Origin of the sequence: Shinella sp. M31 (genome assembly GCF_049199205.1) — a bacterium.
Taxonomy (GTDB): domain Bacteria; phylum Pseudomonadota; class Alphaproteobacteria; order Rhizobiales; family Rhizobiaceae; genus Shinella.
The window spans coordinates 26,072-39,896 of record NZ_JBLZPH010000142.1 but is presented as its reverse complement, the minus strand read 5'-3'; the positions used below and the strand labels follow the sequence as shown (position 1 = coordinate 39,896).

13 protein-coding genes and 1 tRNA gene are annotated in these 13,825 nt (G+C 62.4%); 1 reads left to right on the top strand and 13 read right to left on the bottom strand.

Annotation, left to right across the window (positions count from 1 at the left end; genetic code table 11):
- Window positions 1–9 precede the first annotated feature (9 nt).
- From ACOZKU_RS22770 to ACOZKU_RS22730, 9 genes are all read right to left on the bottom strand, one after another.
- Window positions 10–648, bottom strand: a complete 639-nt coding sequence (locus ACOZKU_RS22770) for an alpha/beta family hydrolase (RefSeq protein ID WP_421580804.1) — start codon at window positions 646–648, stop codon at window positions 10–12.
- A gap of 33 nt (window positions 649–681) precedes the next feature.
- Window positions 682–852, bottom strand: a complete 171-nt coding sequence (locus ACOZKU_RS22765; RefSeq protein WP_421580803.1) for a hypothetical protein — start codon at window positions 850–852, stop codon at window positions 682–684.
- A gap of 59 nt (window positions 853–911) precedes the next feature.
- Entirely contained in the window at window positions 912–1,904 is a 993-nt protein-coding gene (locus ACOZKU_RS22760; protein ID WP_421580802.1) for an endonuclease/exonuclease/phosphatase family protein, read from the bottom strand.
- Between the two features lie 762 nt (window positions 1,905–2,666).
- Complete coding sequence (locus ACOZKU_RS22755; RefSeq protein WP_421580801.1) at window positions 2,667–3,143, bottom strand: DUF4145 domain-containing protein; 477 nt, start codon at window positions 3,141–3,143, stop codon at window positions 2,667–2,669.
- Between the two features lie 96 nt (window positions 3,144–3,239).
- A complete protein-coding gene (locus tag ACOZKU_RS22750) occupies window positions 3,240–7,052 on the bottom strand; it encodes a vitamin B12-dependent ribonucleotide reductase (RefSeq protein ID WP_421580800.1) in 3,813 nt (1,270 codons plus the stop codon).
- Window positions 7,053–7,678: 626 nt separating this feature from the next.
- The gene (locus ACOZKU_RS22745) at window positions 7,679–8,260 is read right to left on the bottom strand and encodes a hypothetical protein (RefSeq protein ID WP_421580799.1); all 582 of its coding nucleotides are present in this window, start codon (window positions 8,258–8,260) and stop codon (window positions 7,679–7,681) included.
- A gap of 181 nt (window positions 8,261–8,441) precedes the next feature.
- Window positions 8,442–8,939, bottom strand: a complete 498-nt coding sequence (gpt, locus tag ACOZKU_RS22740) for a xanthine phosphoribosyltransferase (protein ID WP_314095125.1) — start codon at window positions 8,937–8,939, stop codon at window positions 8,442–8,444.
- A gap of 112 nt (window positions 8,940–9,051) precedes the next feature.
- A complete protein-coding gene (locus ACOZKU_RS22735) occupies window positions 9,052–9,894 on the bottom strand; it encodes a universal stress protein (protein ID WP_421580798.1) in 843 nt (280 codons plus the stop codon).
- A 64-nt stretch (window positions 9,895–9,958) separates the two neighbouring features.
- Window positions 9,959–10,714, bottom strand: coding sequence for a competence/damage-inducible protein A (locus ACOZKU_RS22730; protein WP_421580797.1), 756 nt, complete (start codon window positions 10,712–10,714; stop codon window positions 9,959–9,961).
- Window positions 10,715–10,881: 167 nt separating this feature from the next.
- On the opposite strand from ACOZKU_RS22730, the gene wrbA reads away from it, so the two are divergent.
- Window positions 10,882–11,481 (top strand): NAD(P)H:quinone oxidoreductase type IV, encoded by a 600-nt coding sequence (gene wrbA, locus ACOZKU_RS22725; protein ID WP_314095129.1) that lies wholly within the window; start codon window positions 10,882–10,884, stop codon window positions 11,479–11,481.
- An 84-nt stretch (window positions 11,482–11,565) separates the two neighbouring features.
- Here the strand turns inward: wrbA and ACOZKU_RS22720 are convergent.
- The 4 genes from ACOZKU_RS22720 to ACOZKU_RS22705 form a co-directional block, all read right to left on the bottom strand.
- A tRNA-Leu gene (locus tag ACOZKU_RS22720) sits at window positions 11,566–11,650 on the bottom strand.
- Window positions 11,651–11,725: 75 nt separating this feature from the next.
- A complete protein-coding gene (locus ACOZKU_RS22715) occupies window positions 11,726–12,031 on the bottom strand; it encodes a hypothetical protein (protein ID WP_117372323.1) in 306 nt (101 codons plus the stop codon).
- Between the two features lie 142 nt (window positions 12,032–12,173).
- Window positions 12,174–13,178, bottom strand: coding sequence for an anion permease (locus ACOZKU_RS22710; RefSeq protein ID WP_314095132.1), 1,005 nt, complete (start codon window positions 13,176–13,178; stop codon window positions 12,174–12,176).
- Window positions 13,178–13,822, bottom strand: a complete 645-nt coding sequence (locus ACOZKU_RS22705; RefSeq protein WP_314095133.1) for a DUF47 family protein — start codon at window positions 13,820–13,822, stop codon at window positions 13,178–13,180. The genes ACOZKU_RS22710 and ACOZKU_RS22705 overlap by 1 nt, the downstream gene beginning before the upstream one ends.
- Between the last annotated feature and the right edge of the window lie 3 nt (window positions 13,823–13,825).

The window sequence follows — 13,825 nt, the reverse complement described above, 5'->3', positions numbered from 1 at the left end:
AACAGCCGCCTAGCGCAGCGTCCCCGTCCAGGCTTTCACGGCTTTTGCCATGGTGGCGAGGTGGTCGGCAGCGGAGAAGCCGGATAGGCTCTTGCGCGGCTTCAGGTCGTGGTCGCCGTCTTCCAGCCAGAGGATTCGGATGTGCTCCGGCAGGCCATAGCCCGGCACCTCGTCCTTCCTGCCGAAGGGATCGCGCGTGCCCTGGCAGATCAGCGCCGGCACCTTCAGGTCCATCAGATGGGCGGCGCGCAACTGGCCCGGCTTTTCCGGCGGGTGGAAAGGATAACCGAGGCAGAGGAGGCCGGCGACCTTTCCCTCGGCGTGCAGCTCATCCGCAACCATGCTGGCGACGCGCCCGCCCATCGACTTGCCGCCAATCACCAGCGGTCCTTTGACGCAGAGCGCTGCTACGGCAGCCTTGAATTCCGGGTTCAGCGTCTCCGCCTTTGGCGGCGGCTTGCGGCTGCCGTCGATGCGGCGCGCGGCCATGTAGGAAAATTCGAAGCGGGCGACACGCAGGCCTTCGGCTGCGAGCGCCGTTGTCGCCGCATTCATCGCCGTCGAATCCATCGGGGCGCCGCTGCCGTGGGCCAGCAGCAGGGTGACCGGCGCATCATCGGGGCCGTCGAACAGGAAAGGCGGGCTCATGCCGTCGTCATATCCATCGAGCCGGCGGCCGCTTCACTTGGCATGATCCTTCACCTCGCCGGGTGCGATCGGATCGCTGGCGGGAAATGTCTCTTCCAGCGCCTCTTCGAGATAGTCGTCCTGTTCCGCCTTTGCGGCCTTGCCCTGCTGCTGGGCGCGCTCCTTTTCGAGCGAGGCTTTCGGGCTGTCCTTTTCCGTGGCCATCGTTTTCTCCCGGGTTGTTTCCCCTGAAAGATAGGGAGTTTTTCGCAAAGGGCGAGAGGTCAGGTCTCCGGCATGGCAAGTTCGACGATGACGGGCAGGTGGTTCGAACCGAAAGCCGGGCCGACGCGGTGGCTGCGCACCGAAATGTCAGGCGATACGGCGACATGGTCGATGGTGGCGCCGACATAGGCGAGCCAGTCGAGCTTCAGGCTGAAGCGCGTGACCGGTTGCAGCCAGCCGCCTTCGGTGGAGGCAAGGCCGGCCTGGCGCAGGAAGCCGCGGTAAAAGGGCGACCAGGTGGGCGTGTTCCAGTCGCCGGCGACGATGACGGGCGCGCTCTGGAGATCGCCTTTCGCCGCATCGGCCGCCGCCGAGAGATAGGCGTTGCGGTCGCGCCACTGCCAGAGCCGGCGTGGCGTCTCGGGATGGAAGGCATAGAGGAAGAGCGGCTTGCCGCGCATGTCGAGCTCGAGCCGCAGCGGCTGCTTGTAGGCCTTGGGCTCGGTGAAGGCGCGCTTCAGCTCGGTTTCCGCGCGGATCGGCAAGGTGGAATAGACCTTGATACTGTCGCGCGACAGGGCTTCCGCCCCGCTCTCATAGGCAAAGAGCCCGGCGGCGGAAAGTGCGGCCGCCCAGCGCCCCGTGGTTTCCTGCAGGACGACGATATCGGGCTTTTCCCGCCGCAACAGATCGATGAAAACGGCGGGATCTTCCGGGTTCTGCACGAAGAGATTGGCGGTCAGCACCTTCAAGCCGTTGCCGGCTGTGGAGGGGCGGGCCGTGGGCACGTCGAAGGCGGGAATGAGGGCGATGGCAAGGCCGGCAAGCGCAATCACGATCGCCTTCACCCGGCGCGTGACGAGCGCCGTAACGACCAGCAGCACACCCGATGCCACCGCATAGGGCCAGGCGAAGGTGAGCAGATCGACCAGCCAGAACCGATCGGCGGCAAGCACGACGATGCTGACGGCAAAGAGATAGGCGAGGACGCCCGGCAGGACGAGGACGCGGTAAGCCATGGCAATCGGCCCCCGGCGCGGCGCTGTCAGCATCGACTGTTCCCTCTGCATCACGGAATTCGGTTCAGCGCGATTCCCGTAAAGGGAGGCTAGCATGTAGCCTGTGCATCCATGTGCTGCAATGACAAGCTATCGCAAAGGCTGGCTGGCCGTCATGTGCGCACGGTAAAAGGCCCGCACTTGTGCAGGGCTTCGAAGACATTCGGACGGGGTGCTGGAAGCTGCCTCGTGGAATGGTATGTATGTGGCACCTTTCAGCACCCCGTTCAGCGGTTTTTGCCTGCGACTCCGGTCCCTCTGCAAAGGCCTGGGATGGTGGATGTCGTTCGCCGGTTTCCGGATGGGAACAGCGCCGTTTTGACATCGAAACCGCACGCTCTGGCGATTCCGACGGAAGGTTTTGGCCTTCCCGCGTGTTCTCATCCGGCGGACGATGCCGACGCATCCGCTATTCCCGGCCTCCTTGTGTGCCGCACAGGCATATCCGACGCGCCGTCTGGGGCGTGAAACGACGGGATCGGTCCGACACCCCATCGCTTCCCCCATGTCGCCGGAGGGAGACCATTTTCCGCAGGCCCGGTGCGTGGGGTTCTGCGTCTTCGCCCCACGCTCCGCGCCGATCCCGCCTCGCTGCCACGCCTAGCAGTGTATCCGTGGCGGGATGGGGGGATTGTAGCCACAGGTTTGGAGGGCGGGGAAAAATAATTTGGCTTTTCAATTTGGCTGCCAAATGGTCGCCGAAATCGGGAGAAGTAGGGGATTAGGTTCATTTTCCTTGATGGCGCCCCGTTATCCTCACCAAATTGGAGGGTTAACAATGCCATGTGCGCGCAGCTCTCCGATATATCTCATAATTGCTGTTTCAGTGAACTCTTGATCCTCGTAGTATTCTTGTAAAACGCATCCGAGTATTTCAAGGCACCATTCCGCCTCGTCCGCGGTAATTATGCAGATTCTCGAGTTTGAATGCTTGAACGAATGATTTGCGCTATTACCAATAAATCTAATGATTGGAAGGCGTTGTCGTAGTGCTGCGGATAACGACTTTTGAGGGGATGCCTCGGAAACTGCCGCTGCAATTTTCCTCTGAAGATTTCCTTTATACCCCATCGCTGACAGAACTGCTTCAAGACACGCTCGAGATAAAACTGCTGACGCGCGCGGGCTGCGCGCAATCGCATTCGATGCCTCATCATACAGTGACGCAATTTCCTCCGTCACGTAGAGGAAACGATCGGAAGGACGTTCTGAAACATGTTCTTCGAGTGACATGAGAAATATCCTCCCGTTGTTAAGTGACTCCAAAACGCAGACAAGCCCGGGATTGCTCCCGGGCTTGTCGTTCACTCTGCTTTTGAACTCGCGGTGTTAGCTGCAGCCGCTCGTTGCGCCGCAGGTATCGCACTTCTCGCAGGTGCCATTCCGCACCATCGTGAAGTTCTGGCACTCCGAGCACATGTTGCCCGTGTAGCCCTGTGCAATCGAGCGCATGCGGCGTTCGTTTTCGAGCTTCTTGGCGTCGGCCTTGGCGCTTGCGGCTTCGGCGGCGGCCTTGTCGGAGAAGAGGGCGGTGATGCCTTCTGCTTCCTCGGCAGCGTCGTCGGCCATTTCCTCGGCGAGTTCGGCGGCGCGCTCCTCGTAATCGCGCTTGAAGGCGACGATTTCGTGGGTGCTGGCGGCGACGGTCGGCTCCAGCTTGCGGGCGGTGTTGCCGGCAAACGCCGTCACGTTACCCGTCGAGGCTGCCTTGGCGGGAGCGGCGGTGGCCGCACCCTTCGGCTCGGAGAGCTGACGCTCGGTCTGGCCGCCCTGGATGAGCGTCGGCTTGTGGCCGCGCGTCCAGCCGGTCGAGAACGGGTTGGTCTTGCCTTCCTGGATGCCTTTGCCGAGCGCCGTGTTGGAGAAGTCCGACTGGTCGACATGCGCAAGGTCATGACGGCCGAGATAGGAGACGGCCAGTTCGCGGAAGACGTAGTCGAGGATCGACGTCGCGTTCTTGATCGCGTCGTTGCCCTGAACCATGCCGGCCGGCTCGAACTTGGTGAAGGTGAAGGCCTCCACATATTCTTCGAGCGGAACGCCGTACTGGAGACCCAGCGAGATGGCGATGGCGAAGTTGTTCATCATCGCACGGAAGGCCGCACCTTCCTTGTGCATGTCGATAAAGATCTCGCCGAGGCGGCCATCACCGAATTCGCCGGTGCGCAGATAGACCTTGTGACCGCCGACGACGGCCTTCTGGGTGTAGCCCTGGCGGCGGTTCGGCAGCTTTTCACGGTCGCGCGAAACGCGCTCGATGATGCGCTCGACGATCTTTTCGGTGACCGTGACGGCCTGGGCGGCAGCGGGGGCTGCAACCAGCGCCTCGATTGCATCATCCTCGTCCTCTTCGTCCTCGATCAGCGAGGCGTTGAGCGGCTGGGAGAGCTTGGAACCGTCGCGGTAGAGGGCGTTGGCCTTCAGCGCGAGCTTCCAGGAGAGCATGTAGGCGTTCTTGCAATCCTCGACGGTCGCCTCGTTCGGCATGTTGATCGTCTTGGAAATCGCGCCCGAGATGAACGGCTGGGCGGCCGCCATCATGCGGATGTGGCTTTCGACCGAAAGGTAACGCTTGCCGATCTTGCCGCAGGGATTGGCGCAATCGAACACGGCGAGGTGTTCGGCCTTGAGGAAGGGCGCGCCTTCCAGCGTCATCGCACCGCAGACGTGAATGTTGGCGGCCTCGATATCCTTTTTCGTGAAGCCGATATGCTCCAGAAGGTTGAAGGACATGTCGGACAGCTGTGCGTCCGAAACCTTCAGCACGTCCTTCAGGAAGTCGGCGCCGAGCGTCCACTGGTTGAAGGCGAACTTGATGTCGAAGGCCGCCTTGAGACCGGCGCTGACCGCTTCGATCTTCTCGTCGGTGAAGCCCTTGGCCTTCAGCGAGCCGGGGTTGACCGCCGGTGCCTGGTTGAGGTTGCCATGGCCGACGGCATAGGCCTCGATCTCGGCGATCTGGCTTTCCGAATAGCCGAGCGTGCGGAGCGCTTCGGGAACGGCGCGGTTGATGATCTTGAAGTAGCCGCCGCCGGCGAGCTTCTTGAACTTGACGAGGGCGAAGTCGGGCTCGATGCCGGTCGTGTCGCAATCCATGACGAGGCCGATCGTGCCGGTCGGCGCGATCACGGTCGTCTGGGCGTTGCGGTAGCCGTGCTTTTCGCCGAGCGCGACGGCCTTGTCCCAGGCGGCCTTGGCGTGGACGATCAGCGTCTGGTCCGGGCACTCGCCATGGATGAGGGCGACCGGGTTGACCGAGAGGGCCTCATAGCCGGTGGTCTCGCCGTAAGCCGCGCGGCGATGGTTGCGCATGACGCGCAGCATGTTGTCGCGGTTGGGCTCGAAATTCGGGAACGGGCCGAGTTCGCTCGCCATTTCGGCAGACGTTGCGTAGGAGACGCCGGTCATGATGGCGGTCAGCGCACCGGCGATGGCGCGGCCTTCCGTCGAGTCGTAGGGGATGCCCGAGGACATCAAGAGGCCGCCGATATTGGCGTAGCCGAGGCCGAGCGTGCGGTATTCGTAGGAGCGCTCGGCGATCTGGCGCGAGGGGAACTGCGCCATCATCACCGAGACTTCGAGCACGACGGTCCACAGGCGCACGGCATGTTCGTAATCGGCGATGTTGATGTTCTTCGTGGCCGCATCCTTGAACTGAAGCAGGTTCAGCGAGGCGAGGTTGCAGGCCGTGTCGTCGAGGAACATGTATTCCGAGCACGGGTTGGACGCGCGGATCGGCCCTTCGGCCGGCGAGGTGTGCCAGTCGTTCATCGTCGTGTTGAAGTGCAGGCCCGGATCGGCCGATGCCCAGGCGGCGTAGGAGATCTGTTCCCAGAGGTCGCGGGCTTTCAGCGTCTTCATGACCTTGCCGTCCTTGCGGGCGGTCAGGTTCCAGTCGCCGTCATTCTCGACGGCACGGAGGAAGTCGTCCTTCAGCGAGACGGAGTTGTTGGAGTTCTGGCCGGAGACGGTGAGGTAGGCTTCCGAATCCCAGTCGGTGTCGTAGGTCTTGAACTCGAGGTCCTTGTAGCCCTGTTTGGCGAACTGGATGACGCGCTTGATGTAGTTTTCCGGAACCTGGCTCTTCTTTGCGGCGCGGATTTCGCGCTTGAGAGCCGGGTTTTCCGCCGGTTCATAGCACTTGTCACCGTCGGCCGAGCAATTGACGCAGGCCTTCATGATGGCCTTGAGGTGGCCGGCGACGATCTTCGAGCCGGTGACGAGGGCCGCCACCTTCTGCTCTTCCTTGACCTTCCAGTTGATATAGGCCTCGATATCCGGGTGGTCGATATCGACCACGACCATCTTGGCCGCACGGCGCGTCGTGCCGCCCGACTTGATGGCGCCGGCGGCGCGGTCGCCGATCTTCAGGAAGCTCATCAGGCCGGAGGAACGACCGCCGCCCGAAAGCTTTTCGCCTTCGCCGCGCAGATGCGAGAAGTTGGAGCCGGTGCCGGAGCCGTATTTGAAGAGGCGGGCTTCACGCACCCACAGGTCCATGATGCCGTTTTCGTTGACGAGATCGTCTTCGACCGACTGGATGAAGCAGGCATGCGGCTGGGGATGTTCGTAGGACGACTTGGACTTGGTCAGCTTGCCGGTGAAGGGGTCGACATAGAAGTGGCCCTGGCCGGGGCCGTCGATGCCATAGGCCCAGTGCAGGCCGGTGTTGAACCACTGCGGCGAGTTCGGGGCGACGCGCTGGGTGGCGAGCATATAGGCAAGCTCGTCCTTGAAGGCAGCGGCGTCTTCTTCCGATGCGAAATATTTACCCTTCCAGCCCCAGTAGGTCCAGGTGCCGGCGAGACGGTCGAAGACCTGGCGGGCGTCGGTTTCCGAGCCGAAACGCTCGCCCTCGGGCAGCTTCGCCAGGGCGTCGGTGTCGGGCACGGAGCGCCACAGGAAGGAAGGGACGTCGTTCTCTTCGACCTTCTTCAGGCGCGCGGGCACGCCGGCCTTGCGGAAATATTTCTGGGCGAGGATGTCGGCGGCGACCTGGGAGAACTGCGCCGGCACGTCGATATCGGCGAGCCGGAAGACGATCGAGCCGTCCGGGTTCTTGATCTCGCTGGTCGCCTTGCGGAATTCGATTTCCGCATAGGCCGATTGGCCGGGTATGGTGAAACGACGTTCTATGCGCATGTCCGTTGTCCTCTTCTGCCGCATCCTGCCTTCAAGCCAGGGCGCAATTATCCCCGTCCGGCCACGACATGACTCGCAGCCAGCCTCGATGTTCCAATCCGTTTGGAAATCCCGATCGATTTCGGGATCCTGTATCTTGCGGTGAGTTTAGCTGCAAACACTAAATATAGTATCAACAGCTTCTTTTTTCCAGTCCCATGGATCGCAATGACGCTTCAGGAAATCCTGCGCAAACACCCTCGTGCAGCGAGCGGATCATCCACCCGGCCACATGCGCATGGGAACGCGATTTCGTGATGAGAACCGACCTCGTAACAATACGGTTCAGCCGCCGCCGCAACTTGGTTTTCATTAACCTCATCAGGCCGATCCCCGTCAAGGGCTGGTTTGTGAACGAAGTTTGAACCCTATATGTTGTGCCTGCCCCCTGTGGAAAATGGGGACAGCGCGGGATGCCTGAAAAATCAGCGGCTTCCGGGCGAAAGGTGAGGTGGCGGGACATGCCACTGTGGAAAAGCGAAAAAAATCACAGGTGAAAATGCGGGTTTTTTTCACCCCCCGACTTCAAGCAATAGCCATGGAAGAGGACTTGTGATCCGTGGATAAAGTGATTCTCCCCGACCCCGTCAGAGCGCGTCCAGATTGACGCCCACGGTAATGGCACCAATGATTTCGCCGCTCTTCGGATCGCGGATCGGCAGGCTCGCCTGCGACTGCATGAGCTGGGTCGATTCATCCCGCGCCGCTGCCTCGATAAAGACCAGGCCCGCCCCGAAACTCTTCAGCCATTTGGCCTCGTCGCCCTGCCAGTAGTCGGAGGTGATATCGCTCTGGCCGACGTTGAGGCCGCGATTGTCCATCACGAAGATTTCGGTGATCAGGCCCTCGGCCGCGCGCTGCCGGCCTTTCAGATAGAGCGAAAGCGGATTGGAGAGCATCGCGTCGATCAGCGGCCGCTTGGTGCTCGAGAGCTCGGTGCGCCAGCGTGCGTCGAGATCCTGGATTTCAGCCTGGTTCAGGCGGGCGTGCCCAGCATTCTGGGCGATGACCGCATTGACAATGGCCGGTTCGGTCAGCCAGGGGCGTATATTGGCCTCGACATAGTCAGCGACGGCGGTGACGCGGATATCCTGCTGCGCGCCGGCCGGCCCCGTAGGGAGCAGGGCGATGACAAGGGCCGCCGCCAAGGCCGGCCATCGATAGGGCATGACTGTCCGCGCCTCCCATCACCGATCCGATCGGCGAACATGAGGACTATCTTTTGCAGGCATTGCGGAAGGATTAAGCCGGCGGAGTGCTGTGCGCCTTCCGCCGGCTTTTTACGAAAATTCGTCAAATCAAGACGTTGCGGCGCAACTTTCGATCGGTTTGCTGCAACCTTCCCGCACGTCAGCCGCGCGCGCCCTTTGCAATGGGCTCCTGATAGGTAAAGCCCATATCCCAGGGGAAGTAGATCCAGGTGTCCTGGCTGACCTCGGTGACGAAGGTATCGACCAGCGGGCGACCCTTCGGCTTGGCATAGACGGCGGCGAAATGCGCCTTGGGCAGCATGGCACGCACCTGGGCAGCGGTCTTGCCGGTATCGGTGAGGTCGTCGACGATCAGGATGCCTTCGCCACCGTGCTGGGTCAGTTCGGGTGCGATGCCCTTGAGGACATGCATGTCGCCCTGCGAGACATAGTCGTGATAGGACGCGACGCAGACCGTCTCGATGAGCCGGATGTTCAGCTCGCGCGAGATGACGGCGGCCGGGACGAGACCGCCGCGGGTGATGCAGACGATCGCCTTCCATTCGCGGTCGCCGTCCGCCAGCCGCCAGGCGAGTGCGCGGGCGTCGCGATGGAACTGGTCCCAGGATACGGGGAAGGCTTTGTCGGGCAGCGACATGACGGGACTCCTGAAGGCGGAAAAAAGAAGATTCCTTCTCTCTAATGCACTTCGCCCGCCAAGAAAATGATCGCCCGGCCTCGGTAGCCGGGCGATCCACAGGCAAGTCCACCTATCGCGACATCAGCACCGGTACGCGCGCACCGCGCATCATGGCGCTGGTGACGCCCCCGAACAGGCGCTGGCGCAGCCGTGAATGGCTGTAGGCGCCCATGACGATGAGGCCGGCGTTGATTTCCATGGCGCGGCGGTTCAGCGTTTCGGCAACCGAGTGATGGGCCGACGAGCCCGAGGCGACGGAAATCTTGATGCCGTGGCGGGCAAGCGTTGCGGCAAGCTCCGCGCCGCAATATTCGGCCGACTGCATGCTGTTGTCGGGCGGATCGATGGTGAAGATCTCGACCTCCTTGGCCGCCGTCAGGAAGGGCAGGGCGTCGAAGGCGGCGCGCGTCGCCTCGCGCGAGCCGTTCCAGGCGAGCAGCACGCGGTCGATCGGCTCGGGGCCGGCCGGCGCGTTGGAGACGAGATAGACCGGGCGGCCGCTTTCATAGAGCAGGTCTTCGATATCCTCGCGGGCAGGGCCGTCCAGATCGGGATCGAACTGGCCGGCGAGCACGATATCGGCCGCGCGCGCACTGTCGATGACGCCGGCCGAGGCGTAGCCGGCAGACTCGGTGAAGAGCCGCCACTCATAGGAGATGTCGTCGCGCTCGCAGCGCGAGCGAAACGCCTGCTCGACGGTCCGGGATTGGTCGCGGGCGCGCTCCTGAAGCTGGAGCACGGCGTTGGGATCCGGATATTCCATCGGCGCGATCAGCGTCACGACGACGGGCGCTTCCGCGTGGATGCCTATGACATGCCCACCCGTGCGGCGCGCCAGTGCCAGCGCGTGATCCGTGACTTTTCCGGCGTCCTCGGCAGCACTCAGCACCGCCACGATGGTCTTGTAGGTCATTTCGGCCTCCTGTCTGGTTACGCGTCAGCATCCCCTCGCCGAGACCGGAAAACCTTGATCCGGATCAAGACGCCGCCTTGGCCGCGGCGATTTCGGCGATCATCGCCATGATATCACGTTCGGCCGCCTCCGCCGGTGCTTCCTCGCGGCTGCGGATGACGATTTCCGTCGAGAAGCGGTTTTCCGAAAAGCGCGGATAGGAGCCGATGCTGGTGTCCGGATGATTTTTCTGGATCGCCGCCAGCGCGCTGCCGATATCGCCTTCACCAAACGGGGAGGCGACGGAGCGCGAGAGCATCGGCTTGCCGCCGGCAAGCTGCGGCACGACGGTGCCGAGCATGGCGGTAAAGACCTGCGGCACGCCGGCCATCACATAGACATTGCCGATATGGAAGCCCGGCGCGGTGGACACGGCGTTTTCGATATGGACCGCGCCCTCTGGCATGCGTGCCATGCGCTGGCGGGCTTCGTTGAACTCCACACCGCGCTTCTCGTACATCGCGCCGAGCAGCTGCATGGCAAGCGGATCCTGCAGACAGGGCACGCCGAAGGCTTTGGAGATCGCATCCGCCGTGATGTCGTCGTGCGTCGGCCCGATGCCGCCGGACGTGAAGACATAGGTGTAGCGGGCGCGCAGCGCGTTCAGCGCCGCGACGATATCGTCCTCCTCGTCGCCGACGATGCGCACCTCCTTGAGGTCGATGCCGGCGAGGAAGAGCATATCGGCGAGCTGGCCGATATTCTTGTCCTTGGTGCGCCCGGACAGGAGTTCGTCGCCGATGGCGAGCATGGCGGCGGTGGCGATCTCGGTGGAACTCATGGGCGCTTCCTGGATTTCGTACGGAAATGCCGACCAATCAGGCAAGCATTGTCAATAGCGGGTGAACAGTCTGTCGACCGGGCGGCTTCTGACGCCGCTCCCCCAAAGTGCTACATCCAAGCCGACGCCGCGATCAAGCGGAAAGCCTTTTCGAACAGGAGACGACAATGGCGAAAGTACTGGTTCTCTATTATTCGGCCTACGGCCATATCGAAGCGATGGCCTATGCGGTCGCGGAAGGCGCGAAGTCGGCCGGTGCCGACGTGACCGTCAAGCGCGTTCCGGAACTGGTATCGGAAGAGGTCGCCAAGGCTTCCTACTACAAGATGGACCAGAAGGCCGAGATCGCCAAGGTGGACGAACTGGCCGACTATGACGCCATCATCGTCGGCGCCGGCACGCGTTTCGGCACGGTCGCTTCGCAGATGCGCAATTTCTGGGACCAGACGGGTGGCCTGTGGGCTGCTGGCAAGCTGGTCGGCAAGGTCGGTTCGGTCTTCACGTCGTCCGCTACTCAGCACGGCGGCCAGGAATCGACCATCCTCGGCTTCATTCCGACTCTGCTGCACCACGGCCTCGTCGTCGCCGGCCTGCCCTATGCCTTCCAGGGCCAAATGGGCGTGGACGAAATCAAGGGCGGCTCGCCCTACGGCGCTTCGACGATCACCGACGGTGACGGCTCGCGCCAGCCTTCGCAGGTCGAACTCGATGCCGCCCGCTTCCAGGGCGCGCATGTCGCCAAGATCGCAGCAAAGCTTTCGGCCTGACGTTCTCCTGAAACGTCGCTGAAAATGAGGGTGCGGCCAGCGTCAGGGGCCGCGCCCTTTTTTGTTGTCCGGAATCTCTGGAGTTGGTGCGGGCGGCGGGGATCGAACCCGCACAGCCAAGGCCGAGAGATTTTAAGTCTCTTGCGTCTACCAGTTTCGCCACGCCCGCATGCGTTGCTTTTCAGGCACTTACGTTGCCACGTCAAGGTGGTGTCGCGACCACCATGACGAAAATCGAAAGACCTTACTTGGTCGGCTTCACCAGCGAGATGACGCGCGGCTTGGAGGGGGCGTCAAGCCATTCGATCCAGGTGTCGCGTTCCTCGATCGTATCGAAGAAGCGCCAGAGCTTGAATTCGTCGTCGGTGGTTTCGAGCATTTCGCCGATGGAGACGAGCTCCATGGGCAGCGTCACTTCGTTACCGTCGTAGCGGATGAAGTAGATGCCTTCGGCGGCGAGGCGAATGACTTGGCCGGTGCCGTAGCTGCCATCGGGATCGTCGACGGTGAAATACATGCCGGTCAGCGTGTCAAAAACTTTGTCGTTCATGGGGTCCAGTGCAGTTCTGAAAAGCGCGTGGTTTCACCGGTCTTGATGGACCCGCAACATGGGTTCGTCAATCCGCAGGCCTAAGGGGCGGGGCTGAAATCGCCTTCTGCGCGCGGAGGATAAAAAACACCGCGCGACAGAATCAGCCGAAGGCGTTGAACACGAGGAAGAACACCGCCGAAATCGCGGCGGCCGAAGGCAGCGTGATGATCCAGGCCCAGACGATGTTGCCGGCAAGGCCCCAGCGCACGGCCGAGACGCGGCGGGCGGCACCCACGCCGATGATGGCGCCGGTGATCGTGTGGGTGGTCGAGACCGGGATGCCGAGCCAGGTCGCGCCGAACAGCGTGAGCGCACCGCCGGTTTCCGCGCAAAAACCCTGCATCGGGTTGAGGCGGGTGATCTTCGAGCCCATCGTGTGCACGATGCGCCAGCCGCCCATCAGCGTGCCGAGCGCCATGGCGGCCTGGCAGGAGATGACGACCCAGAAGGGCACGTAGAACTCGCCGCCGAGATAGCCTTGCGAATAGAGCAGCACGGCGATGATGCCCATCGTCTTCTGCGCATCGTTGCCGCCATGGCCGAGCGAATAGAGCGAGGCCGAGATGAACTGCATGACGCGGAAGGTGCGGTCGACGGCAAACGGCGTCTGGCGCACGAAGAGCCAGGAGACGATGAGGACGAGGACCAGCGCCAGCACGAAACCGATCATCGGCGACAGGAAGATGGCGCTTGCCGTCTTGATGAGGCCGCTCCAGACCACGGCGCTGAAGCCGGTCTTGGCAAGGCCGGCGCCGACGAGGCCGCCGATCAGCGCATGCGAGGAGCTCGACGGAATGCCGAAGATCCAGGTGACGACGTTCCAGATGATCGCGCCCATCAGTGCCGCGAAGATGACGAGCGGACTGACGATGCCGGGATCGATGATGCCCTTGCCGAGCGTTTCGGCAACATGCAGGCCGAAGAACAGGAACGCGATGAAGTTGAAGAACGCCGCCCACATCACCGCATATTGCGGGCGCAGCACGCGTGTCGAGACGATCGTGGCGATCGAGTTTGCCGCATCGTGCAGGCCGTTCAGGAAATCGAACAGCAGCGCGATGCCGACGAGCGCGATCAGCAGCGGAAGGGCGAGGGTCGCGTCCATCAGACGTTCTCGATCACGATACCGCTGATTTCGTCCGCCACGTCCTCGAAGCGGTCGACGACCTTTTCGAGTTCGGCATAGATCTCGCTGCCGATGATATAGGCCATCGGGTCGGTCTTGCCGAACTCCTTGAACAGGGCCTTCACGCCCTGGTCGTGCAATTCGTCGGAGCGGCCTTCGACGCGTGTGACTTCCTGGGCGATCGCGCTCAGGCGGTCGGCATGCACGCCGACCTTGTCGAGCAGCGGGATGGCCTCGGCGATGAGGTGGGCCGCCTTGACGACGGTGGCGCCCATTTCCTGCATGCCGGGCTGGAAGCTCGTCTGCTCGTAGAGGCGGATGGTCTTGACCATCTTGTGCATCATGTCGATGGCGTCATCCATCGACTGGATCAGATCCTTGATGTCACCGCGGTCGAAGGGTGTGATGAAGCTGCGGCGCACGGCAAGCAGGACCTCGGCCGTGATGGCGTCCGCCTCGTTTTCCAGCGCGACGATACGATCGCAGTGTTTTTGCATGTCCGGCCCACCGGCCAGAAGCGCCTGCAGGGCCTCGGCGGCGCCGACGACGGTACGGGAATGCTGCTCGAAGAGATCGAAGAAACGGTCTTCGCGCGGCATGAGTTTGCGAAACAGCGAAAGCATGGA